Origin of the sequence: Lysinibacillus sp. FSL R5-0849, from assembly GCF_038595075.1 — a bacterium.
GTDB lineage: Bacteria > Bacillota > Bacilli > Bacillales_A > Planococcaceae > Lysinibacillus > Lysinibacillus fusiformis.
Genome location: NZ_CP152004.1, coordinates 2,276,508 through 2,299,598, shown reverse-complemented (window position 1 = coordinate 2,299,598; position 23,091 = coordinate 2,276,508). Strand labels below are relative to the sequence as shown.

At 35.9% G+C, this 23,091-nt stretch carries 21 protein-coding genes; 7 read left to right on the top strand and 14 right to left on the bottom strand.

What is annotated here, in order from left to right:
* Positions 1-21: 21 nt before the first annotated feature.
* Positions 22-1,452, bottom strand: coding sequence for a DHA2 family efflux MFS transporter permease subunit (locus MKY80_RS11270; protein ID WP_090001492.1), 1,431 nt, complete (start codon positions 1,450-1,452; stop codon positions 22-24).
* A 168-nt stretch (positions 1,453-1,620) separates the two neighbouring features.
* Between MKY80_RS11270 and MKY80_RS11265 the strand changes: the two genes are divergently transcribed.
* Positions 1,621-2,163, top strand: coding sequence for a TetR/AcrR family transcriptional regulator (locus tag MKY80_RS11265; protein ID WP_089986525.1), 543 nt, complete (start codon positions 1,621-1,623; stop codon positions 2,161-2,163).
* Between the two features lie 138 nt (positions 2,164-2,301).
* Here the strand turns inward: MKY80_RS11265 and MKY80_RS11260 are convergent, their stop codons facing one another.
* The 8 genes from MKY80_RS11260 to MKY80_RS11225 form a co-directional block, all read right to left on the bottom strand.
* Entirely contained in the window at positions 2,302-2,841 is a 540-nt protein-coding gene (locus MKY80_RS11260; protein WP_107922259.1) for a GNAT family N-acetyltransferase, read from the bottom strand.
* A gap of 347 nt (positions 2,842-3,188) precedes the next feature.
* A complete protein-coding gene (locus MKY80_RS11255; protein ID WP_342532967.1) occupies positions 3,189-4,718 on the bottom strand; it encodes a DHA2 family efflux MFS transporter permease subunit in 1,530 nt (509 codons plus the stop codon).
* A 351-nt stretch (positions 4,719-5,069) separates the two neighbouring features.
* A complete protein-coding gene (locus MKY80_RS11250; RefSeq protein ID WP_107922258.1) occupies positions 5,070-6,566 on the bottom strand; it encodes an ATP-binding cassette domain-containing protein in 1,497 nt (498 codons plus the stop codon).
* Between the two features lie 439 nt (positions 6,567-7,005).
* Positions 7,006-7,785 (bottom strand): AraC family transcriptional regulator, encoded by a 780-nt coding sequence (locus MKY80_RS11245; RefSeq protein ID WP_107922257.1) that lies wholly within the window; start codon positions 7,783-7,785, stop codon positions 7,006-7,008.
* 11 nt (positions 7,786-7,796) lie between these two features.
* Positions 7,797-8,375, bottom strand: coding sequence for a LysE family translocator (locus MKY80_RS11240; protein WP_342532965.1), 579 nt, complete (start codon positions 8,373-8,375; stop codon positions 7,797-7,799).
* 79 nt (positions 8,376-8,454) lie between these two features.
* A complete protein-coding gene (locus tag MKY80_RS11235) occupies positions 8,455-9,423 on the bottom strand; it encodes an MBL fold metallo-hydrolase (protein WP_089986529.1) in 969 nt (322 codons plus the stop codon).
* An 18-nt stretch (positions 9,424-9,441) separates the two neighbouring features.
* The gene (locus MKY80_RS11230) at positions 9,442-9,819 is read right to left on the bottom strand and encodes an enoyl-CoA hydratase (protein WP_043990349.1); all 378 of its coding nucleotides are present in this window, start codon (positions 9,817-9,819) and stop codon (positions 9,442-9,444) included.
* A 650-nt stretch (positions 9,820-10,469) separates the two neighbouring features.
* On the bottom strand, positions 10,470-11,915 hold the full coding sequence (locus tag MKY80_RS11225; RefSeq protein WP_008177587.1) for a PLP-dependent aminotransferase family protein: 1,446 nt from the start codon (positions 11,913-11,915) through the stop codon (positions 10,470-10,472).
* 350 nt (positions 11,916-12,265) lie between these two features.
* On the opposite strand from MKY80_RS11225, the gene qoxA reads away from it, so the two are divergent.
* From qoxA to qoxD, 4 genes are all read left to right on the top strand, one after another.
* Entirely contained in the window at positions 12,266-13,144 is an 879-nt protein-coding gene (gene qoxA / locus MKY80_RS11220; protein WP_008177588.1) for a cytochrome aa3 quinol oxidase subunit II, read from the top strand.
* A 68-nt stretch (positions 13,145-13,212) separates the two neighbouring features.
* Positions 13,213-15,162 (top strand): cytochrome aa3 quinol oxidase subunit I, encoded by a 1,950-nt coding sequence (qoxB, locus tag MKY80_RS11215; RefSeq protein WP_008177590.1) that lies wholly within the window; start codon positions 13,213-13,215, stop codon positions 15,160-15,162.
* Positions 15,159-15,755, top strand: coding sequence for a cytochrome aa3 quinol oxidase subunit III (gene qoxC, locus MKY80_RS11210; RefSeq protein ID WP_342532961.1), 597 nt, complete (start codon positions 15,159-15,161; stop codon positions 15,753-15,755). Before qoxB ends, qoxC begins: the two co-directional genes overlap by 4 nt.
* A gap of 1 nt (position 15,756) precedes the next feature.
* On the top strand, positions 15,757-16,041 hold the full coding sequence (gene qoxD / locus MKY80_RS11205) for a cytochrome aa3 quinol oxidase subunit IV (protein ID WP_008177593.1): 285 nt from the start codon (positions 15,757-15,759) through the stop codon (positions 16,039-16,041).
* An 88-nt stretch (positions 16,042-16,129) separates the two neighbouring features.
* On the opposite strand, the gene MKY80_RS11200 is transcribed toward qoxD, so the two are convergent.
* On the bottom strand, positions 16,130-16,669 hold the full coding sequence (locus MKY80_RS11200; RefSeq protein ID WP_008177595.1) for an XRE family transcriptional regulator: 540 nt from the start codon (positions 16,667-16,669) through the stop codon (positions 16,130-16,132).
* Positions 16,670-16,818: 149 nt separating this feature from the next.
* Here MKY80_RS11200 and MKY80_RS11195 point away from each other — a divergent pair, with 149 nt between their 5' ends.
* Together MKY80_RS11195 and MKY80_RS11190 are read left to right on the top strand one after the other, a co-directional pair.
* Positions 16,819-18,027, top strand: a complete 1,209-nt coding sequence (locus MKY80_RS11195) for an MFS transporter (RefSeq protein ID WP_342532958.1) — start codon at positions 16,819-16,821, stop codon at positions 18,025-18,027.
* A gap of 165 nt (positions 18,028-18,192) precedes the next feature.
* Positions 18,193-19,047, top strand: a complete 855-nt coding sequence (locus MKY80_RS11190) for a PhzF family phenazine biosynthesis protein (protein WP_342532956.1) — start codon at positions 18,193-18,195, stop codon at positions 19,045-19,047.
* A 148-nt stretch (positions 19,048-19,195) separates the two neighbouring features.
* Here the strand turns inward: MKY80_RS11190 and MKY80_RS11185 are convergent, their stop codons facing one another.
* The 4 genes from MKY80_RS11185 to MKY80_RS11170 all read right to left on the bottom strand — a co-directional run bounded on the left by MKY80_RS11185 (position 19,196) and on the right by MKY80_RS11170 (position 22,747).
* On the bottom strand, positions 19,196-20,530 hold the full coding sequence (locus MKY80_RS11185; RefSeq protein ID WP_090001505.1) for a sensor histidine kinase: 1,335 nt from the start codon (positions 20,528-20,530) through the stop codon (positions 19,196-19,198).
* Positions 20,527-21,165: a response regulator transcription factor gene (locus MKY80_RS11180; protein WP_008177603.1), complete on the bottom strand. Its 639-nt coding sequence runs from the start codon at positions 21,163-21,165 to the stop codon at positions 20,527-20,529. The genes MKY80_RS11185 and MKY80_RS11180 overlap by 4 nt, the downstream gene beginning before the upstream one ends.
* Positions 21,166-21,176: 11 nt before the next feature.
* Positions 21,177-21,719, bottom strand: a complete 543-nt coding sequence (locus MKY80_RS11175; protein ID WP_090001506.1) for a glycoside hydrolase family 73 protein — start codon at positions 21,717-21,719, stop codon at positions 21,177-21,179.
* Positions 21,720-21,865: 146 nt separating this feature from the next.
* Positions 21,866-22,747: a GNAT family N-acetyltransferase gene (locus MKY80_RS11170; protein WP_342532953.1), complete on the bottom strand. Its 882-nt coding sequence runs from the start codon at positions 22,745-22,747 to the stop codon at positions 21,866-21,868.
* Positions 22,748-23,091: the final 344 nt, after the last annotated feature.

The window sequence follows — 23,091 nt, the reverse complement described above, 5'->3', positions numbered from 1 at the left end:
CGACTCCATCGCAAAGCCTTCTTAACCGTTTTGTTGCATCATTTTTTTAGAGGGAACAAATAGCGTTAAAATAAATGCGATAATCGCTAAGATGGTCATGAAATAATAGGCATCACTGGAGCCTAAGATGGAAGCTAGTGTACGAACCATTTCAGCCGTAGCATTGGGTGTTTCTACAAGCAAGCTTTTCGCATGACTTGTCGTTTGTGCTGTAAAAATGGTAATGACCACAGCAGCTCCTATCGCACCCGAAATTTGACGCAACGTATTATTAACTGCGGTACCATGTGTGACAAGTGTTTTCGGCAAGGCATTTAAACCTGCTGTGTTCAAAGGCATCGTAATAAAACTCAAACCTATACGTAGGAAAATGGTACGGATCATTAAAAAAGTAAAAGATGTAGTTTCTGATAAATCTGTAACAATCCACATAGAAGGTATGATGAAAATTAAACCAATGATAAACAACGGCTTCGCTCCATAACGGTCATATATTTTTCCTGTAACAGGAGACATAAAGGCATTTACAAGTGCACCAGGTAATAATAATAAACCTGCGTCTAATGCCGTAAATCCTCTCCCATTTTGTAAATAGATTGGTAATAAAATCATATCCGCATACATCATCATTGTGACAATCATATTGATGATGGACGTTAACGTAAATACTTTATTTTGAAATACGGATAAATTTAGAAGCGGATCATTAGATTTTATTTGTCTTAAACAAAATGTCGCAATTGTTACGATCCCTACAGAGATCGTACTGATGACCACCTTATCATCCCAGCCATGGCTACCTGCATTACTAAATCCATATAAAATTAAACCAAAACCAATAGTTGATAATATAACACTCACTACGTCTAATTTTGTTTTGGCTGTTTCTGAGACATTTATCAAGTATTTTACGGCTAATAAAATGGTGATGATCACCAATGGAATAAGGCCGATAAATAACCAGCGCCATGAATAATAATCAATAATAAAGCCTGCTAATGTGGGGGCAATTGCTGGAGCAAAAATCATCGCAAGCCCTATTAACCCCATCATACTGCCTCTTTTTTCAGGTGGGAAAATAAACATGACGATACTCATTAGCAGTGGCATAATAATTCCTGCGCCAACTGCTTGAACCATACGCCCTATTAACAACATAGCGAAGTTCGGTGCCAATGCACAAAAAATCGAACCAATTAATAAAAATAGCATGGAGCTAATAAATAATTGGCGTGTAGAAAAACGTTTCATTAAGTATGCCGTAATGGGAACTAATACTCCGTTCACTAACATAAAGCCAGTAGATAACCACTGTACAGTTGTAGCTGAAACTGAAAATACTTCCATCAAATTACTCAACGCTACATTCAACAATGTTTGATTCAGTGTCGATAAAAAACAGCCTATAATTAAGACGGTTAACAACACTTTTTTATTGATGAATTCCGACATGCTAAAATTCCTCTTTCTACTTGTTTTATTAACACACTGTCAATAAAATAGATAATAACATTTTTATTTTTTGATGCCTATTTACAATTTTTCAAGAAGTGTTAATTAAACAACATATTTATAAAAACTATTAATAAAATAGAATTTAATAGATAAAGGAGAATAACATTGACGTCACAGAAGAAGCAAGATCCCCGAGCTATTCGGTCTAAACGAGTGTTTAAAGAAGCTGTAGTAGAAATTTTAATTGAAGATCCAGACATTACAAAACTAACCGTACAAAAAATAGCCCAGCGTGCTGAGCTAAATCGTGCTACCTTTTATTTGCATTTTATAGATATCAATGATTTATTAAAGCAAGTTGTGTACGATATTTTTGACGACCTGTCGTTGAAAATTTCTCCTACCTTACAAATCGACAATTTAAATAATCAAGAAAAATTAATGACCTTTTTAGATTATTTTTATAAGCATCGAAAAATTTTAGCTGTTCTTTTTGAACATCCTGGCTTCAAAAGAAAATTTCATAGAATGTTAAAAGACATGATTGTGATTAAGCGCGAAAGGGAATGTTTGGATCCGACAGAAGTAACACTATCTATGGATATACTCGCCTCGTCGGTACTAGGCATCATTATGTGGTGGCTCAAAGATGGCATTCATTTTAGTTCAGAGTATATCGCCAATCAAATGATTGCGTTATATCGATAATTTTATTAAAACGATGTTTAAATAAAAAAAACGTTTGATCAATTAAATTGAACTCCAGTGATTACAAATAAAAGTCTTGTTACATCTGCTTAAGTAACAAGACTTTTAAAGTTGTTTTATTTTAGTAAGGGACTTAGCTTAATAAAGATAGCCTAATAAGTCTATTTTGCCATCTTCCCATTTTATATTACCTATTTCTTTAATCATAAGCTCATTAATTTTTTCATGCCCTATTCCATATGTTGATTGATTTTTATGGTCTATTTTTAACCATGTACACTCATTATTGACAGACTTGAATCCTGCATTTACGTATAATTTTTTGTTATCTGCAAACAAGAGTAAAAAATCAACTGACTTTCCTTTACAAAATTCATCTATCTTCGAGAGTAGCAATGAACCTATTCCCTGGGAACGCTGATTTTTTGATACACATAAGTCGATAATGCCAAGAACTCTAATAGGTTTCCCATTTAAATTCATTATTCTATAATCCAAGCCAACCTGACCAACAAGTTCATTTTTGTCATCCGTTGCTATGAATCTAAATTGAGGTAATTGCTTAAAGTAAATCCTTTCTTTTGGATAATCTTCAGTAAAGCATTCTGTTAATAAATATTGTAATTTGGCTCTTAATGAACCATTTATTTCGTAGTCATATATGGTTTCAATCTTCAAATTAATTTCTCCTTAGTTTATTGAGCTTTATGGCAAAAAACCTTCTATTCAATTACTTTTTAAAGTTTTAATTAGAAAACATCACTATCCATCCATGCTCCCCACTAACCTTGGTAGTTAGATTTTTTGTAATTAAGCTTAGAATTCTTTTTTCATCTATCGTAAACTTAGAAGCACCTGTCAAAAAATGAGTGACGAATCAATCAAATTGTATGGTAATCAATTTCCAATGTCAATTTAATTATTATAACTATCATTATATTCCATCAGTTCAGTCAATTAGATTTTTAATCGTCTTAAAACTAAAAAACAGGTGTTGCTAACATAAGCAACACCCGTTTCCCTACTTATTTCACTTCTACTTGTTTTTCAGCATCCTCATTAGGCATCATATGTTCTTGATTTGGTTTAACTCTTTTAATAAAGAATGCAAGAATGAGTGCGATCACCGCAATCAATGTTGAAATAAAGAAGGTGTAATTGATACCATGGAGCATGGCTTCATTCATGATTTGTTGTTTTAGTTCAGCGGCCCCCTGTGTAGATGTCTGTGCATTGGCACTCATATTATTCATGGCACTAGCCGCTATTTCTTCTGCTTTGGCAGTTGTTTTATTGTTCATAACTGTAATCAATACAGCTGATCCAATGGCACCTGAGACTTGCTGAAGAGTATTATTCATTGCTGTTCCGTGTGGATTATTATGCGCTGGTAGCTGATTCAGACCATTTGTCATAACGGGCATCATAACCATCGACATTCCAAACATACGTAATGTATATAGAAGAACAAGTGTCGAATAAGCCGTATCCATACTTATTTTACTAAAGTAATAAGAAGTGACAATCGTGATAATTAATCCAAATACGGCTAAGCTTCTTGCGCCATATTTATCAAAGAGCTTCCCGGTAATTGGCGACATGATCCCCATCACAATTGCACCTGGTAGCATTAATAAACCTGAATCCATTGGTGAAATACCACGAATCGTTTGTACATATATAGGCATTAAAATCATTGCGGAGAACATAGCCACAGCAATGACGATGGAAATTGCCGATGATAAGGCAAACATAGGATATTTGAAAATACGAAACTCAAGCATTGGTTCATCCATACGAAATTGACGAAGGACAAAGGTAATTAAAGCAATCGTTCCGATAATGATTGTTCCATAGACAAGTACATTGTCCCAACCCTTTTCCCCTGCCGAACTAAAGCCGTAAAGCAGTCCGCCGAATCCGATACTCGATAGAATGAGTGATATCACATCAAGCTTAATGGCACGTTGTGGTGTCACATCCTTCAATTTAAAGGCTGCAAAGATTAATGTCAAAATAGCAATTGGTAAAACAATATCAAATAACATTCTCCAGCTATAATGTTCAATGATCCAGCCGGAAAGCGTAGGTCCAATTGCTGGAGCAGTAATCATCACGAGACCAAACATCCCCATCGCTGCGCCTCGTTTTTCAACTGGGAATGCAGTAAGCATAACATTCATTAGTAAAGGCATCATTATGGCTGAGCCTGCAGCTTGAATCATACGTGCCGCTAATAATACACTGAATGCTGGTGCAATACTTGCTAGGAATGTACCTAGTGTAAATAAGGCCATTGCGGTAATAAATAGCTTTTTATCCGTAAAACGTTGAATAAAGAACGCGCTTGCCGGTATTAAAATACCGTTAATCAACATATAGCCTGTGGAAAGCCATTGTACGGCAGTAGCATTTACATCAAATTCCGTCATAATGGCTGGGAGAGCAATGTTTAATAATGTTTCATTTAAAATTGCGACAAATGCCCCAATAAATAAAATGGCAATCATGCCGTATGGCGCTTTTGTCTGGGCAGAAATGGTATTCTCCGACATGTAGTATCAATCCTACTTTCTTTTATCTTTTTCATTTTCTTGAGAATTTCGATTGTCTTTTTAGGTCTGGACTTCTTCGTCAATGAGCTGAGTAGTTTTTTCCTCCCATCTGTTGTAGTGCCTTTGCTGATTTCATAGCAACCACCCCTTTAAAAACTAAGTAATAAAACTGTTGACGAAAGAATAGAGTATATTGTATAATTAGAATAGGGAAAGTACGTGGTAAGTTAATTATACAACGTCTATCTCTATAAATTTACCATAAGCTATTGTTGATTTCAATGTGTTCTACATATATTTTTTGAAAAAAAGTCGATTCTTTGCTTACAGAGAATCGACTTTTTTTATTGCTTATTTCTTGATTAAGCCAACGTTCGTTAATTCGTAAATGGTTGATACAACTTCCTTTAAGTATCGGCGGTCATGAGAAACACTAATAATGGCGCCACCATATTGGGCTAATGCATGACACAGTACTGGCGTTGTCAAAGGACTAAAGTTTCTCGTTGGTTCATCCAAAATTAATAGTTCACAACCGTCCATAATCATCTTTAACAAAAGCAGCTTAGCCTTCTGACCACCGCTTAACTGGCCAATCTTTTGCTGCATTTCATCGCTCGTAAATTTCATGCTCCCTAAATGAGTAAAAGCTTTCGTCATCGCTTCCTTATCACCTGTTTTTTCTAAAAAACGAATAGGTGTTTGATTTGGGTCCAATAAATCCTCGTAATTTTGCGGCATATATCCTATTGTTAATGAAGAACGGTCCTTCAACGTGTCCAATATCTTTTTTAGCAAGGTTGATTTCCCTACCCCATTTTCGCCAATAATCGCAACCTTTTCTGGTCCAATGATCGATAAGTTTATATTTTGGGAAAGCTGTTTGTTTGCTATTTCAAGCGTTTCCAATGATAGCTCTAGAATTTTTTTATGGCGATGTATATGGATAGAGGAATCGAATCGGAATTCGCTTGCCTCCTCTACAGTTGGAATCTCGAAAAAATTCTCTGTAGCTCTGTCCATTCGTTGCTTTTGATTTTTTAATGATTTTACTTTCTTCTGTAATCTCGGGTCCGAGCGAGCTACATTTTGATGCTGATGCTCTGCCTTATTCCAAACATCATGCCACCTTTCCATTTGTTTTTTATAATCGGCTGCTTGCTTCCTCGCTACCTGCTCTTGTTTGAGTAGCTCGTTTTCCCGATGTGCCAGGTATGTTTCATAGGGCTCTCTTGAAAATGTATATTTGGGTATTTGCTTGCGATTGGTAAGCTCCATATGAATAATAGCATTCGCCGTATTTTTAATAAATGTTTCATCATGCGATACAAATATGATAGGAATCGTAGTTTGCTGCATATACGCTTCTAACCAATCTATTGTGCCTATATCTAAATCGTTTGTCGGTTCATCCAGTAACAGAACATCAGGATTCATGGAGAGTAATTTTAAAAAACGATATTTAAATCGTTCCCCTCCTGAGAAATCACTAATCGATTGATCTGAAACTAAGGATTGGATATTAAAATCATCCATGGCCATTAACAGATCCTTATTCCAACTATTATCTAAAAATAATTCAGTGATCGTTAACATTTCTTCCTGTGCCGATAGCTCCTGTGAAAGATAACCTAATAAGTAGCCGTCATTTTGAATTTTCCCTTCAAACGTACAATAATCAGTCATTAATTTTTCGTTATAAATACATTTTAATAATGTACTTTTGCCATTCCCCTCCTCACCTATAATGACAATTTTGTCGCCTTTTTGAATACTTAGCTGGAATTGATCGATCAACGTCCGATTGTCTTTAATCGTTCTAATGGTTAGATTTTGAATTTCAATCATGTGAATGCTCCCTTCATTAATTCTTCCGTAATCATTCCATTTAGTTGTTCATATGCATCACCCCGACATTTGAATAAAAATAAAAAAGATGCCTCTGTTTATAAACAGAAGCATCTTGCTCAATGAAAATAGTTTCCCTATGTATCAACGTATATGGGTATCCAGTTTTTTTATCTGTGACAACCGTTTGATCGTTTATGTTGATTCAACAAATGTTCAAAAACTCGTCCCCGTACATAACATTTTTTGAATGAGCATAAACAGTCATAGAGTAGCAATTTCTAAATATGATAGGTGGAGAATGGCTTCTTGTTTATTTATATTGAAATGATGTTTTCGAATAAATAAACAATGGCTCATCTTTTCACCCTCCGATCAATTTAAGTAACTATACTTTAACATAAAATTCTATTTATTATCAATTCCATTCATTTTACTCTCAGTTTTTAACAATAGATAAATATTCAAATGCTGTAATACCAAAAATACTTTTAAAATGTTTATTTAGATGGGGTAAATCAACAAATCCACATTGTGCAACTCCCGCATAAATATCACCTGTTTGTTCAATAATGGATTTAGCTCGTTCGACTTTACAGTTTAAGAAATATTGATAAGGCGTAATCCCAGTGTGCTTTTTAAAAAGACGAATGAATTGGAATGTTGTCAATTGTAGCTCCTGACAAATATCTTCGATTTTGAGTATATTTTCTACATGTGAATGGATGATCTCTTTCGCTTTTTTAATCATAATACTATCCATTTTCATGGTTAAACTAAAATCTTGCTCCACTAAGCCATCTGATAAATGTAAAAACAACTCATGACATAATGCTGAATTTTCTTCTGTTAAAATTGCTTGTGACAGTTTTAGTATATGGTTCTTTATACTATTGTTATAGATAATAGGTTTGTCAAAGCTAATGATTTCTCTTTTTTGAATAGCCTCTAAAAATAAAGATGGCTCTACGTAAAGCATTACATATTCGAGTCCTTCACGATTATAAGCCATTCCGTCATGTACTTGTTCAGGATTAAAAAGCATAACGCCATTTTGGTGTGAAAGCTGTAAACATCCATCTAGATGATAATGCTGGATACCTTTTAATGTTACCCCGAATGCATATTCCTGATGAGCATGCTTTTTATACTTAAAATCAGTAAAGCTTGCCTTCAATGCTGTAATTCCATCCATTTTTTTATAAGTAAATTGCTGCATTCCTTTCACCTCTATTCAATCCAAATCATGATGGCTGCGTATATTAAACAACAAGCCATGAAAGCATTGACGACTTTTTTATGTTGTTGTAAAAATTGTTTAAAGATAGCTCCAAACAATACCCATAATAAGAAAGCTATTAATACGATGAGGGTAATGGCGAATACACTTACGAATATCGCGATAAATGATTCATAGTATGGTAGCACAAAGCTTGGAATAACTGTCATTGTAAATAATACGACTTTAGGGTTTAAAAATTGCATGAAAAACCCTGATTTGAAGTTTCCTACTTTATTAGTAGCATCACTCGAAATATCCATTTTAACTATTTGATAAGCTAGATAAAGCATATAAGCTGTTCCTAGTATTTGCATAATTAGCAATACTTTTGGGACCAAAGTTGAAAACAATGAATTTAGAAAAGCTGATAATGCTAATAAAATAAAAAACGCAATTGCAGAACCATAAGAAAAATGTAAGCCCTTTTTAATACCGTAATTTTGTGTCGTTGATAAAATAACCACATTTGTCGGTCCTGGTGTAGCCGTAATAATAAAACAGTACAATAAAAAAGATGTAATATCCATGAAGCAAACTTCCTTTCAAGTTTATCTCTTTGAATTATTACATCTATTATTAAAATCATTATAGTACAAAATTGCACATTTACTTTGTCCAATTCCTTGGTTTCCAATCCTCTTCTATCCATTTTTGATTGGGTGCTTCATATGGTGCTGTTGCGATTAATATGTCTTGATGCCATACTGCGGCTTTTGATCGAATCATTTCATCTAGCAATGGTTGTACAAATTCCTCAGGTTTTAAACGGAAAGAGTGAACAGCGAAATCGTAAAACCAACTGCAGCTTAGTAGATAAGGAGTAATTTCTCTACTCTTTAAACCGTTTTTTATCATCAGCGTAAATGAAAAAATTCGCTTACAGGCATGCCAAGCCATTTTTTCAGGAGACTCTATCCATTTTTCAAGTCTTTCTCTTGCTTTGTCTATCATTATGGATGGCTCATCGATAGCCGGGCCATGACCAGGATATGCTTTTTTGATAGAAAGTGTAGCGAGTCGATCTAAACTTTCTATGGAACGTCTTATACTGTTTGTCCCTTCTCTAAATATATTCAGCCATCCCACATCATTATAATGAAATAAATCTCCACAAATTAAAATTTCTTGTTTTGGTTCGTATAATGCAATATGACCCAATGTATGTCCTGGTGTATGTAAAACTTGGAAAGCACTTTGCCCCGTCATTATTTGCTGTTCATCTACTAGTAATTGCTGAACGGTATATTGTTCCACGGGTTGATCTAAAAAATGTGCACCACAGGACTCTAAATCACATTGATTCACCATTTCACCTTCCCAAAGATGTGCAGCAACGGGTATTTCATACTGTTGTTGAAAATAATGATTTCCTCCAACATGATCACTATGATAATGGGTATTAATAATGCCGTTTAATTGTGCTGGTAAAATCCCTGCAGATGTTAAAAGCTGCTCAGTTCGCACAATATCGCTGCCAAATCCAGTATCTACTAAAAAAGATTGATCATCTCTAATAATCATACTATTCGCACTTGGAAATGGACGTTCGAAAAAAAGAATCTCAGTACTTTTCATATACACCTCCACTTTGATTTATAAAATAATACCTGAAAAACTCCCCTTTAATACCTCTTTGTCCAATTGATTTATGCATGTAAATATTGCTGTAATGGCTGTTCGATTTTTTTCATCTCGTTCAAATTGCTCGATTATGACGTCACAACAAATCGTATCCTCGCTAAAAACGGGACGTAAAAATTCGAAATTCATGTTACGAGCTAGCACATTATAGTCTCCCCCGACTTTTGTAGGAAGTGTGGCTGTTAGTAGCCCTTGCACTACAATCCGCCCCTGTTCGTCGGGTGTAATATGATGAACCCCTTCATCTTTAGAAACCTTCGTAAATAATTCTACATCTTCCTTTGTAAATGTCCGTTCAAATGTTATTTTTTCACCTATTTGTAATACCATCATCATCCCCCTTAGCTAAGTAATCAAAAAACTATTATAATCAGAATATTAAAACTTATTAATAGATTACTCAACTATTTTCCCTAGCTTTTCTATAAAAGTAGCCACCTAGCGCGCTGATGGTAGTGCGGAGCTAGGTGGCTAATTAATGTTTTTAACTAGATTTGATTGGAGTATATAAGGAGTGCCTATATCCCTTATATATTCTCGTGGGCAATAAAATATAATAAGTAGTGACTGCCTTGATTTTTTTCATCGGCAGCTAAAGCTAAAAATGAGACTGTTCGAACAGGTAAAGCTTTAAAACAACATTAACGATAGGTGTTGTGAATGTTATAACCTCTTTATTAAAAGTGGGCTTCTAGCATTTTTTCGTAAAAACCTCTGTGAAGCATGGACCTTCCAGCATTAGTGACCTACCTCGTCCCTAATGTCCTCGGCATTACTATCAAGGTTTCCCTATCACCTTCCCTATTTACAGATTTCATTACTTGTGCGAATAATTGTGAATCGATCCACACGTCCATGATTGTCGATAGCTTTGATGGATGTTGGTTATCCATGTTTCTATCATAAATACTTTCTCTACTTTTTTAACCATCCACATTAGTGTTAATTTAACCATCCACTTGTCTATAATTAACAAAAACTCATCTTTTTCCATTTAGGCAATGCAGTGCTTGTGCAAACCTTTTGATTCCTTCATCTATGGACCGTGTATCTTCCCTGGCGTATGTAAAACGGACAAATCCCTTTTGAGAACCCATTGTAGAGCCAGGCACATAGATGACTCCACGTTTAATGGATTCTTCTAATAATTGTGTTTCATTATAATCTTCCATTAGTACTTGGCACCATATATGAATGCCGCCCAGTGGTGTGAAAAATGTCACCTGATCCTTTAAGTACGTATGGAGACTTTGGATAATTGTATCACGGCGTCTTTCCAATTCCTTCACTAAATGTTTTATATGCAAGTTAAAATTGGAGGACTCTAAAAAGTCATTCGCTATCCATTGCGTGAAGCTGGAGTGGCCAAAGTCAATTTGTTGCTTGGCGTCGGATAGTCTTTCAATAACCGATGTAGGACCAATAATCCAGCCAATTCGTAAACCCGAAGCTACAATTTTAGACAAGGAGCTAATGTATAATACATTTCCGTTTTTATCTAATGATTTTAATGTTGGTCTTTTCTCACCTGAAAAGGCTGTTAAGCTATAAGGATCATCTTCTACTACTGGAATGCCTAGCTTGGACGATATTTCTAGAATAGCCTCTCTTTTCTTTATAGCTAATGAAGAGCCTGTTGGATTATGAAAATCTGGGTTTAAAAATATCATTTTAATTCGATGCTTTTTATATAGTGCTTGCAAATCTTCTGGATTAATGCCATCCTTATGAACAGGAAGATAATGGATTTTTAAACCAGCCGATTTAAAAATAGGTAAATTGAAGTTATACGAAGGATCTTCAATCGCAACAGCATCTCCAGGCTTTAACAGACATTGGACAATCAAATGTAACGCCTGTTGAGCTCCAGAAGTAATGAGGATGGAAGATGGCTTTGTATCAATTCCTCTGCTAGTTTTAATATGATTTGTAAGAGTCGTTCGTAGAATCTCACTTCCTTGTGGGTGATCATATCCAAGACTACCAATGAAAGAACGTGTTGCTGTAATCTCTCTTAATGCGCTTTTAGGAAAAAGATCCTCCGATAATTCTCCGGTCGCTAAATTGATGAGTTTGTGTTCCACTGCCTCCTTTCTTATTTTTTGCGTAACTGGTAGATTCGGTAAAAAGGAGCCTGCCTCAATGTAACGATTCCAGCTCGGAATTCGCTTTCTTGTGATTCCCCAAATATCTTTGCTAATGGTTGTACCGCTTCCTCTATTGCGTTCTATGAGTCCCATTGCTTCTAATTCATCATAGGCACTAACAACTGTACTTCTATTGACCTGTAAAGTATTCGCTAAATATCGCTCTGATGGTAATGGTTTATCGGGCGGAAATGTTCCGTCTGCAATCCCTTTTTCAATATATTCTGCGAGTTGTTTATAGATAGCTTTTTTTGCATGTCGATCTGGTTTCCAATTCATCTAATCTCACCTCTATATGGCCTCTTTTATCTAGCTTTGTCTGAAAAGCTAAAAAGTCAATCGTAATATAATGTTAACGATAAATAACCATCCACTTCCTTATTACTTTCGCCATCCACTTTTAATTTTAGTCCCTAGAAATCTATGAAAACCCTTACTTGACGCTTATCCCTCTCGATATTATTATACTAAAATTACTTTCTTAGTTTTAGAACGTTCTGTGTTATCTTGCAAAACGCCTTGTCTTTCAAAGTATGTACCACTATGATAAAAATCAATTGTGAATCAAAATCCATACAAACCTATAATAACCGATAGCCACTCAAAGAATCAGTTAAAGGGGTTTGTTTATGAAAAAAAGTTGGCTCAGATTAATTGGTCTTTTCACTATTGTCACTATGTTAACCGGTTGTGACCCGCTTTTAGTATTAGATCCAAAAGGTCCTCAAGCTCAAGTACAAGCCAAAGATATTATGCTATCGATAGGGATTATGTCCTTTATCGTACTAGTCGTTTTTGTGATTTTAGCTTATATGTTAATGAAATTTCGTGCTTCCAAGCAAAGTCCCGACTATAAGCCTCCCCATATTAAAGGGAGCACAATGGTTGAAGTAATTTGTGTAGGTATCCCTGTGTTAATTGTTGCGTACATGTCTATTATTTCAGTTCAAAGTAACTACAAGGTGGAATCGACACCTGAAAAATACAAAGATGAAAAGCCATTGGTCATTTATGCTTCAACATCTAACTGGAAATGGCATTTTAGTTATCCAGAAGAAGATATTGAAACCGTAAATTATGTGTATATTCCTGCAGAGCGCCCAATCGAATTCAAGCTTTATTCGTATGGACCGATTACTAGCTTCTGGATTCCTCAGCTTGGGGGTCAAAAATATGCGATGGCCGATATGGTGAATACCTTGCATTTGGCTGCGGATATGCCCGGAGAGTTTATGGGAAGAAATGCGAACTTTAATGGTAAAGGGTTCGCGGAAAATACGTTTAACGTTACAGCGGTGACTCATGATGAATTTGATGCATGGGTGAAGGAAGTAAAGGAAACAGCAGATTTATTAACAGAGGAAAAATTTAATACGTTATTAGAACCAGGTCATGTGGGACAGTCCACATTCAATGGAACGCATTTAACGTTTCTACCGGCACCCGAGGGTGAACATGGCGGACATCAGCATGGCTCTTCACACATAAAAGATCATGCCTCTCAATAAATCAATCATGAATTTCTCAAACGAAACTAGTTTACGATAAGGTTTATGTCGAAAGGAGACATAGTCAGATGGATTACTTTGAACGTTTTGCTATACCCCATCCAAGCCCAGCTATTTATGCATCTATGGTCGCTATTGGTCTAACGGTTATAGCGATTATTGTAGCATTAACTTATTTTAAAAAGTGGGGTTATCTTTGGCGGGAATGGTTAACAACAGTGGATCATAAACGCATTGGTATTATGTATTTAATTTCAGCCATTCTTATGCTATTCCGTGGTGGTGCGGATGCTATTATGATGCGAGCACAAATGGCAGTACCGGATAATAAATTACTAGATGCCCAGCATTATAATGAAATATTTACGACACATGGAACAGTCATGATTATTTTTATGGCGATGCCATTTATTATGGCCTTTATGAACTATATTGTGCCGCTTCAAATAGGCGCAAGAGACGTGGCCTTTCCACGTTTGAATGCGTTAAGCTTTTGGCTATTTTTCATGGGAGCTATGCTATTAAATATTTCCTTTGTTATTGGCGGTTCACCTGATGCTGGCTGGACGAATTATTTCCCTCTTGCTAGTAATGAATTTAGTCAATCTGTAGGGGTCAACTATTACTTGTTTGCTCTACAAATTTCAGGGTTAGGTACATTAATTACTGGTATTAATATGATTGTTACCATTCTCAAAATGCGAGCTCCGGGAATGACATTAATGAAAATGCCTATGTTTACGTGGTCTTCATTAGTCGCAAACGTTATTATCGTTTTTGCCTTTCCGGTATTAACGGTTGCACTTGTTATGGGAACATTCGACCGCCTATTTGCTACGAACTTCTTCACAACATCTAATGGTGGTATGGATATGCTATGGGCCAATTTCTTCTGGGTTTGGGGACATCCTGAGGTTTATATCCTCATTTTACCTGCCTTTGGGCTGTACAGTGAGATCATTTCTACCTTCTCTGGACGCAATCTCTACGGCTATAAATCGATGGTCGGCTCCATGGTGATTATTTCCTTCCTATCGTTTTTAGTATGGACCCATCATTTCTTTACAATGGGGCAAGGCGCTTTAACAAATAGTATTTTTTCAATAACAACGATGGCTATTGCTGTGCCGACTGGGGTGAAGATATTTAACTGGTTATTCACCTTGTGGAAAGGAAAAATTGTCTTTACAACACCGATGCTTTATTCCATGTTGTTTATCCCTACTTTTACAATAGGTGGCGTAACAGGGGTAATGCTAGGTATGTCAGCAGCTGACTACCAATACCATAATACAATGTTTTTAGTAGCTCACTTCCATATGGTAATTATTCCTGGTGTTGTATTTGCCATGCTAGCAGGATTACATTACTATTGGCCAAAAATGTTTGGCTTTATGTTAAATGAAAAAATCGGCAAAGTGACGGCTTGGATTATTGCGATTAGCACCCTACTTGCCTTTATGCCGATGTTCTTCTCTGGCTTAGATGGACAAGCACGCCGTATGTATACTTACTCAGCATCCACAGGTTTTGGTATGTGGAATATGGTCTCCTTTGTCGGCGCTATTGGTCTTACGATTGGCTTTATGTTAATTGTCTACAACGTTTATTACAGCATTCGTTATGCACCAAGAAACATTGGCTCAGATCCATGGGACGCACGTACACTAGAATGGGCTACACCAAGTCCTGTGCCGTACTATAATTTTGCAAAAGTACCCCATGTCATTTCAACTGAAGCTTTATGGGATGCAAAATATCGTCAGCATGATTTGTTCCCAGAAAAATACGAAAACATTCATATGCCAAATAACAGCGGTATACCATTTATTTTAGGCTGTATATTCTTTGCTTGGGGCTTCTCATTTGTATTTGGTATGTGGATTCCAACGATTGTTACAACTATCGGCATTTTTATTTGTATGGCTCACCGTTCATTGGAAAAAGACCCTGGACATTATATACCTGTCGAAAAAGTGAAAGAAACGGAATCAAAATTGCGAGGTAGTCAATCATGAAAATCGATCAATCACTTCCTTTAGAATATAGTACACAGCAAAATCAATTGAATATACTAGGCTTTTGGGTATTTATCGGCGCTGAAATCATGCTTTTTGGAACGCTGTTCGCAGCTTATTTTGTGCTAGTGGATCGCACGGGTACAGGTCCTACTGGCGCAGACATTTTTGAAATAACACCTGTTTTATTTGAAACATTTATTCTTCTAACAAGTAGCTTTACCATTGGTTTGGGCATACATGCTATGCGCAAAGGCTATATGAAAGCGATGATTACATTCTATATTTTGACGCTACTACTAGGTGTAGCATTTATTGGGTTTGAAGTTTATGAGTTTATTCATTATGTGCATGTTGGTGCAGGCTTACAAACTAGCGCCTTTACAGCTACCCTATTGACAACATTAGGAACGCATGGTGCCCATGTCACATTTGGTGTGTTCTGGGGCATATTTATTGTCTACCAAATAATAACGCGTGGATTAACGCCTGAAACAGCCAATAAATCTTTCATCTTCTCCTTATACTGGCACTTTTTAGATGTGGTTTGGATTTTTATCTTCAGTTTCATTTACTTGAAAGGAATGGTGTGATATGAGTGATTTATTCCCACTAAAACAGGTGATGGGATTTGCCTTGTCGATTATCCTTACCATCATTGCAGCATGTGTCTACTTTTTTCAAATCTCAATGCCTATTACAATGACGATACTTTTAGTCACAGCATTTATTCAGGCAGGCTTGCAGTTAGTTGTCTTTATGCACGCTGGTGAAACCAATGATAAACCAGCCATCTATACAAATATTTATTATGGGCTAGTCATTGCGCTCGTTACCATTTTCGGAACATTATTATGTATGATTTGGGGGTATATTTAAATAGAGAAAAATCGTCCTTTACTTGTATAAAGTAAGGACGATTTTTTGTGGAAGTACACTTATAGAGTATGACTTTCTTTATCCATACTTATGGGGTTGTATACGTTAATGACAGCATTAAATGTACTTTTTCATCTGAGTGGTTGATATACGTGTGAAGTTCTTCACCCTTGAATTTAATGACATCCCATTGGTTTAACTGATGGGTCTTCTCGCCGACCTTTAGCTCCAATTGCCCATTCAACACCAGCACAATTTCCTCGGAGCCTTCTAAGTGACACTCACTGTATTCACTATTAGGTTCAAGTCGACCTCTATACAACTCAGTTCCATTTGTTTTGAATAAAGGTTCGACAAACCAGTCGTTATTATGGCCAGCAAATTGATATTCTGAGCCAAAACGATGGACCTCTACATTTTCTTCAAAGGATAATAAAGAAACTAATGGAATATGAAGCCCTCTACATATTTTCCAAAGGATATTAACCGTTGGATTGGTTTCCCCTCGTTCAATTTTCCCTAATGTTAGTTTACTGACATTACTAATACTTGCAAGCTCTTCGAGACTCATCCTTTTGTTTTTTCGAATCTCTCTTAAGTTCATACCTACCTGACTAGATAAATCCATATTCTCCTCCAGCAATAGTTTGCACCCCTTTCATTGACTTTGTATAAATAGTATATTATAGTATACAAGTCGATTAATTATAGTTTATTTTAAAAACTAAAAGTTAACTATAGTATATCAAATAATAACTAAAAGAGGTGTTTTCAGTGATGGCGAAATCAAAAAACTTTCCGATAATTTGGAGCGTTTTTTCTTTGTTTATACTGTCTATGAATCTACGAGCTTCAATAACATCTATCTCGCCAGTATTGAAAAATATACAAATGGATTTGCAGATGACGAGTGTTGTTGTCAGTTTATTAACGGCACTTCCCGTATTTTGTATGGGGATTTTTGCACCATTGGCAGGCAAGCTAAGTGAAAAATGGGGTATCGAATGGACGATTGGGTTATCCGTTTTATTAATTGGTGTATCAACAGCTTTACGGTTAGTGGCAACTTTTCCTTTATTTTTATTAGTAACCGCTATTCTTAGTGGGATAGGTATTGCCATAACAGGTCCACTGATTTCAGGCTATATCAAAAAGGAATTTCCTAAATATTCTTCTACAATGATCGGTGTATATTCCGCGGGTATGGGAATTGGAGCGTCTTTAAGTGCTGGTTTAGTTGTGCCTGCTATGCATGCTTTTCATCAATCCTGGAACGCAGCTTTAGCGATATGGTCAGTATTCGCTCTTATGGGGATCATAGTTTGGATTCCTATTATTAAAAAATCTAAGCAATCTCAAGAATCCTTAGAGAATTCTACAAGTAAAAAAAGTCGACTACCTTGGGGAAACCGATATGTTTGGCTTCTTATGATCATGTTCGGTTTACAATCTGGCGTTTATTACTCCCTGGCGACATGGCTCGCTCCTAAAGTACAGGATATGGGATATAGTGACGCTTACGCCGCAACAACGGTCACTATTTTTTCAATCATGCAAATGATTTGTAGCTTTATCATTCCCATCTTAATAAATAATAGTTTAAAGAGAAAGCCATGGATGCTACTTTGTGCTTCAAGCTCCTTTATTGGCATTATGATGTTAATTATGGGCGGAATCTCACCTATTTTCTGTGCGATGTTAACGGGCATCGGTGCTGGTGGCTTATTTCCATTAGCAATGATTTTACCTTTAGATGCAACGACTACACCAAAAGAGGCAAGTGAATGGACAGCGATGATTCAATTTGGTGGCTATATCATTAGCGGCATCATTCCAATGCTTGTTGGTGTCATCAAAGATATAACGAATACATTTGACGTTGCCCTTTTCACCTTATTATTTATAATCATCGTTATCATGGGGCTGACGTTAAAGGTTAAAACAAAAACGGAATCAGCTACTATCCGCGTTCTTCCTAGTAGGTGAAGTACGGAATGTTCCAACCGTGTGTCAGACTGTAGACAAACTATTTTTGAGGATTTCAGATGCTAAAATAATTTGTCTCTCGCTTTAAGGAAAATATATCCAAAAATATTTTTAATTAGTAATTTCTATGCTACTATTCACTATAAATGAGGAAGGAAGAGTCTTATGAAAATATCTGTTTACGTTGCAAGTGCATTTAGCAAGGATCATCAAGGCGGAAATAAAGCAGGAGTGGTATTGAATGAAAATACATTGACCACTACTCAAAAAATGGCCATAGCCAAACAACTGGGCTATGCGGAAACCGCATTTATATCAGCATCTGAAATGGCTGATTATAAATTTGAATATTTTACACCAAAAGAAGAGGTTGATTTATGTGGTCATGCCACAATTGGCTCTTTCACAATACTGATGCATTTTAATAAACTTTTCAAGGATCGCTATACGATTGAAACAAACAGCGGTGTTCTTACTATTACGATAAAAGATGACATCATATTCATGGAACAAAACAAACCGAAATTTTATGATGTTATATCTCCAAACGAGTTTATCGACTGTATTGACAGTAAAGCTATAGACAATCAATACCCGATTCAAATTGTCTCCACCGGCTTAAAAGATATTTTAATTCCTATAATAAGTGAAACACAATTACATGCACTGCAACCTAATTTTGAAAAGATTAAAGAAATCAGCGAGTATTATCATGTTGTCGGCATGCATGTATATACGTTTAATGACGAACGAATAATATGCAGAAATTTTGCTCCACTATACGATATCAATGAAGAAGCGGCGACTGGAACTTCAAACGGTGCATTAGCTTGCTACCTTTATGAACAGCACCATTTGCAAAAAGAAGTCTATGTATTTGAACAAGGTTATTCTTTACACTCGCCTTCCGAAATATTAGTGAAATTAGCAACTAATAGCAAGAATGAAATAGAAAAAGTTTATGTTGGCGGCAAAGGCTATTACTGTGAAACTAAGTCTTTAAATATAGAAAAAGGTTAAGAATATCATTTCTCAACCTTAGACTGTAGATTTTCTACGTTTTAATTCCAAACATAGTATTTAATTGAACAAGATGTTTGTCTTCTGTCTGAACACGGTTTAGGAATATACCTAAACCGTGTTTTCATGCATTCACCACCTATGGTTATTACTTGCTTGTAAAATCTATCGTAAACGTTATTTTTCCATTTGATAGTGTGGATTCCGTTACAAAGTCTAGCTGTTCGGCAATACTTTTCACTGTAGCGAGACCAAGCCCTGTTCCAGAGAAATGCTTATTTCGAGAGCTTTCACCTACATAGAACGGTTGCCATATTTTAGAAATATCTTGTAGCGTTGTATGATTACTTATTTCGAATATGCCCGAAGTAAAGGAAATCTGTATTTCCATGTCTGATGTATATTTTAGTGCATTGCTCACCAAATTTTCTACAATATAATAGACCTTTTCCTTCTCACTATTGAGCATAAATTCAGTTACGTCCGATTGAAGAAAAATCTGTTTTTCCCCCTGCAAAGGCTGATAGCTTTGGATGATTTCTTGTAGTAGCTGGTAAAAGTCAAAACGTGATAGGTTCAAAGCATTTTCTTCTGTTCGGGCATAATAAAGCATATCTGTAATGATTTTCTCCATACGATCCACTTGCTGATGTATAACTGTTAAATAGGTACCATCATCCAACCCATCTTCAATCCCACTTGAGTATACATTGATTAGAGCGAGAGGCGTTTTCAACTCATGTGTTAAGCCGATCATAAATTGTTTTAAATCTAGATTCCGTTGTGTTAATAATTGCTGCGCTGATTCAAGCGTCGTACTCATTTTATTAATGCTCTTTGCTAACTCTTCGATTTCATCACCTGTTTGAATGGTAGCTTGTTGAAAATTCAGTTCCCCAATCTCCTTTGCAACTTGTTGCAATTCATGCAATGGATTGGTTATTTTCCGAGATAGTAGCGCCGTGACCATTATAATAATTAAAATGCTTACAATTAGAAAGGCTAAATTAAAACGATTAATAAAATAGGCTATATCTGTAAAATGGGCCATAGAGGCTCCAATCATGACAAGCTGATCCCCTTCTTTCGCATAATGCACAATAAAGCTGGACTTTTGTTTCCCCTGATCATAGAGCTTACCTACAATTTTATCCTCCGAGATAGTTTGTAGTACTTCCTCGGAGACCCAAAATTTATTTAAGGCTATGTGCTCTCTCGCCAGTTGAAGTCTTAAATTATCATTCAGGTCATTGATGGAGTCCTCCAATGGGACTGCTACAATCGTGACATCAAATTGTCGCTTCACCAATTCTACATCCTCTAAAACTTGATAAGTTTCAAAGGCTTCTGATACTTTTTTATTCAGCTGATATAGATAATATTTAGGGAGGAAAAACTGGCTTACAACAAGGGATATCGAAAATGTAAGAATAACTACTAAAGTAATATAAATGGTTAGTTTTGTGCCGATTTTTTGTTTCATTCGCTTGTACTATATCCAATACCTCTGTGTGTTTGGATAATGTTCTCTCCTATTTTTTCTCGCAATCGTCGAATATGTGTGTCCACTGTTCGTGGATCTCCCATATAGTCCAGTCCCCACACTAAATCTAGTAATTGATCTCTCGTCAAAATTTGTCTCCGATTTTGACTAAAAATTCGTAACAGCTCGAATTCCGTTTTCGTTAACTCTATTTCTGTCCCTGCTCGCCAAACACGTTTACTTGTAACATCGAAGGACACATCATGCAGTTGTTGAATAGCTTCAATTTGCAGTAATTTTTTTGCCCTCATTATTAGTACCTTAGGATAAAAGGGTTTATTGACATAATCGTCAGCCCCATCTGCTAACGCCTTAAATTCATCTTCACCTGTGTCCCTTGCTGTAAGCATTAAGACCTTAATCTTTTGTGTTCTTTTCATTTCACGACAAACCATCATCCCATCTACTTTAGGCATCATCCAATCTAAAATGGCCAAATCAATTCTTTCTTGATAAAAAACGGTAAGTGCTTCCTCTCCATTTGTTGCAGTAAAAACCGTGAACCCTTCTCTTTGAAAATAGTTTTGTAAAATCTTTAACATATCTACTTCATCATCTGCAATGAGAATATTCATGTATGAAACTCCTAATCATCATATTTTTCCAGATTATATTGCTCGATAATAGCAATTAATTTTTCGGGATATAAAGGATCTGTCGAGTAATTGCTTTTTTTCAAGGCATAGGCAGCCTCTTGATAGGTTGAAGCAGCCAGAACCTCTTGGTATTGTTGTGCATTCCAACTGGTACCCTCTAATAATAGCTGACGATGGTCCTTTAATGCACTTTTCCAATCAGGGTAAGCTCTAAATTCTGCTTCAGTTGTAAAGCTTTTATTTTGTTCATATTCAACTGTCGGCATTTTAATAGACTTTCCATGATATCTACCTTTAATCCCAAACAGGTTATTTGCATTAACCGCTAATTCACTTTTACCGTAATTCGACTCCAATATAGCCTGTGCAATAATTACACTAGGCAATATCTCTTGATCTTGCTTATTTAACGCAACGGCTATTGGTGCAATTTCATCAATAAATTCAACTTCGTCTTGATGACCTTGTCCAAATAGCTTGGCCATATAAAGGGCTAAAATAACGGTAAGTAATAGAATACTGATTTTTTTCATTGTGTTTTACCTCATTTCCATTTAACTGATGGTTGTATCGTAAAACAGCAATGTTACAGTTATTTGACAAAACATTAAAAGTTGTAAAAATAGCCCGTACTTTTTAAGGTACAGGCTTGCGCATTGTTTGTTTCAACCTCTTCCCATTAACAATGCGAAGTTAAAGGGAACATGAAATTCCCTTGCAGAATCGCCTTTTTTGAAAGAACAAATAAAGCGTCGTCATCATTAGGTTGGATGGTCGCGGTCATGCCATTCAAGGTAAACTCCGGCGTGAAATAAAACACCACTTTTTGGGTAGAATCTTTCACAATATTGGCCAACAACTCCTCTATATGAATGGGCTGTAAGGAGATGATATCAAAAATATTTAACACCCCCTCCTCTTCCTCCATGAACACTATTGTTTCTAATTCTTCTAAATAGTAAATGGCATGCGGGAAAACTAACGTACAATAAAACATTAATAAACTTTCATTTTGCTCAACAGCGATCATACTTGAATGGATATATCGATTTTTTGCATAATCCTCAAGGAGTGCTAAATCTTGCTCAACTGTCAGCTGTTGGACGCTGGTCTGCTGTCGTTGAATAGGACTTGCTGTAAGGTCTAAGCTGAATTCACTTTCATGTATACGAGTAAAGCCAAACTTCGGATAAAAATCTAGTACCGTTTCGTTGGCAAAGAGATACATGAAATCACAGGCTCCTTCGTACTCTTTCATGATATGCAGCATCAGCTGCTTTGCCAAGCCTTGATGACGATAATGTTCATCGGTCATCACCGTACCAATCTGAATCCCATTTAATTGCTCGCCGTTTATGCGAATCGACATTTTATAAACAGAAGCATTCGCAATGACTTTTCCTTCTTGAACAAATGAATAAGGAATATATTGGTCGTTCCAATACCCTTCGTTATACCAATCTCGAAAATCCAACCCAAACGTTTTTATCGCTAAATCATTAAAGCTTTCCTTTAATCGATCATCATGACGATAATCGCTAACTAATTTGTACTTTTCCATGTTTATTCCCTCCGATTTTATCTATTCATACATCATTATTATTGGAATGATCACCTCCTAAAAACAGAAAAAGACTCTATGAGGAAACCTCATAAAGTCTTTGCTTATATACAGAAAACAACGTTAACCACTTTAGTGGCTACGATAGTATCTGTTTATATGGATCAGACAAAATTATGCTTCTCTACGTTATCGCAAAAGGGCAATACTAAATAGACCTATCATGTTTCAAACATGATAGAATAGCCCTTTTATTAAATTCATGGGAATTTAATTTGCGATAATAAGTTTTAGCATAAATGTCTAATCTCCCTTCTGTTTTTAAGAATACACTAATCTTACCA

What these genes read in the sequence shown, in the direction of transcription:
- MKY80_RS11270 (WP_090001492.1), bottom strand. Translation starts at nt 1,452, where the DNA reads ATGTCGGAATTCATCAATAAAAAAGTGTTGTTAACCGTCTTAATTATA.
- MKY80_RS11255 (WP_342532967.1), bottom strand. Translation starts at nt 4,718, where the DNA reads ATGTCGGAGAATACCATTTCTGCCCAGACAAAAGCGCCATACGGCATG.
- MKY80_RS11250 (WP_107922258.1), bottom strand. Translation starts at nt 6,566, where the DNA reads ATGATTGAAATTCAAAATCTAACCATTAGAACGATTAAAGACAATCGG.
- MKY80_RS11245 (WP_107922257.1), bottom strand. Translation starts at nt 7,785, where the DNA reads ATGCAGCAATTTACTTATAAAAAAATGGATGGAATTACAGCATTGAAG.
- MKY80_RS11240 (WP_342532965.1), bottom strand. Translation starts at nt 8,375, where the DNA reads ATGGATATTACATCTTTTTTATTGTACTGTTTTATTATTACGGCTACA.
- MKY80_RS11235 (WP_089986529.1), bottom strand. Translation starts at nt 9,423, where the DNA reads ATGAAAAGTACTGAGATTCTTTTTTTCGAACGTCCATTTCCAAGTGCG.
- MKY80_RS11230 (WP_043990349.1), bottom strand. Translation starts at nt 9,819, where the DNA reads ATGGTATTACAAATAGGTGAAAAAATAACATTTGAACGGACATTTACA.
- MKY80_RS11225 (WP_008177587.1), bottom strand. Translation starts at nt 11,915, where the DNA reads ATGAATTGGAAACCAGATCGACATGCAAAAAAAGCTATCTATAAACAA.
- qoxA (WP_008177588.1), top strand. Translation starts at nt 12,266, where the DNA reads ATGAAAAAAAGTTGGCTCAGATTAATTGGTCTTTTCACTATTGTCACT.
- qoxB (WP_008177590.1), top strand. Translation starts at nt 13,213, where the DNA reads ATGGATTACTTTGAACGTTTTGCTATACCCCATCCAAGCCCAGCTATT.
- qoxC (WP_342532961.1), top strand. Translation starts at nt 15,159, where the DNA reads ATGAAAATCGATCAATCACTTCCTTTAGAATATAGTACACAGCAAAAT.
- qoxD (WP_008177593.1), top strand. Translation starts at nt 15,757, where the DNA reads ATGAGTGATTTATTCCCACTAAAACAGGTGATGGGATTTGCCTTGTCG.
- MKY80_RS11200 (WP_008177595.1), bottom strand. Translation starts at nt 16,669, where the DNA reads ATGGATTTATCTAGTCAGGTAGGTATGAACTTAAGAGAGATTCGAAAA.
- MKY80_RS11195 (WP_342532958.1), top strand. Translation starts at nt 16,819, where the DNA reads ATGGCGAAATCAAAAAACTTTCCGATAATTTGGAGCGTTTTTTCTTTG.
- MKY80_RS11190 (WP_342532956.1), top strand. Translation starts at nt 18,193, where the DNA reads ATGAAAATATCTGTTTACGTTGCAAGTGCATTTAGCAAGGATCATCAA.
- MKY80_RS11185 (WP_090001505.1), bottom strand. Translation starts at nt 20,530, where the DNA reads ATGAAACAAAAAATCGGCACAAAACTAACCATTTATATTACTTTAGTA.
- MKY80_RS11180 (WP_008177603.1), bottom strand. Translation starts at nt 21,165, where the DNA reads ATGAATATTCTCATTGCAGATGATGAAGTAGATATGTTAAAGATTTTA.
- MKY80_RS11175 (WP_090001506.1), bottom strand. Translation starts at nt 21,719, where the DNA reads ATGAAAAAAATCAGTATTCTATTACTTACCGTTATTTTAGCCCTTTAT.
- MKY80_RS11170 (WP_342532953.1), bottom strand. Translation starts at nt 22,747, where the DNA reads ATGGAAAAGTACAAATTAGTTAGCGATTATCGTCATGATGATCGATTA.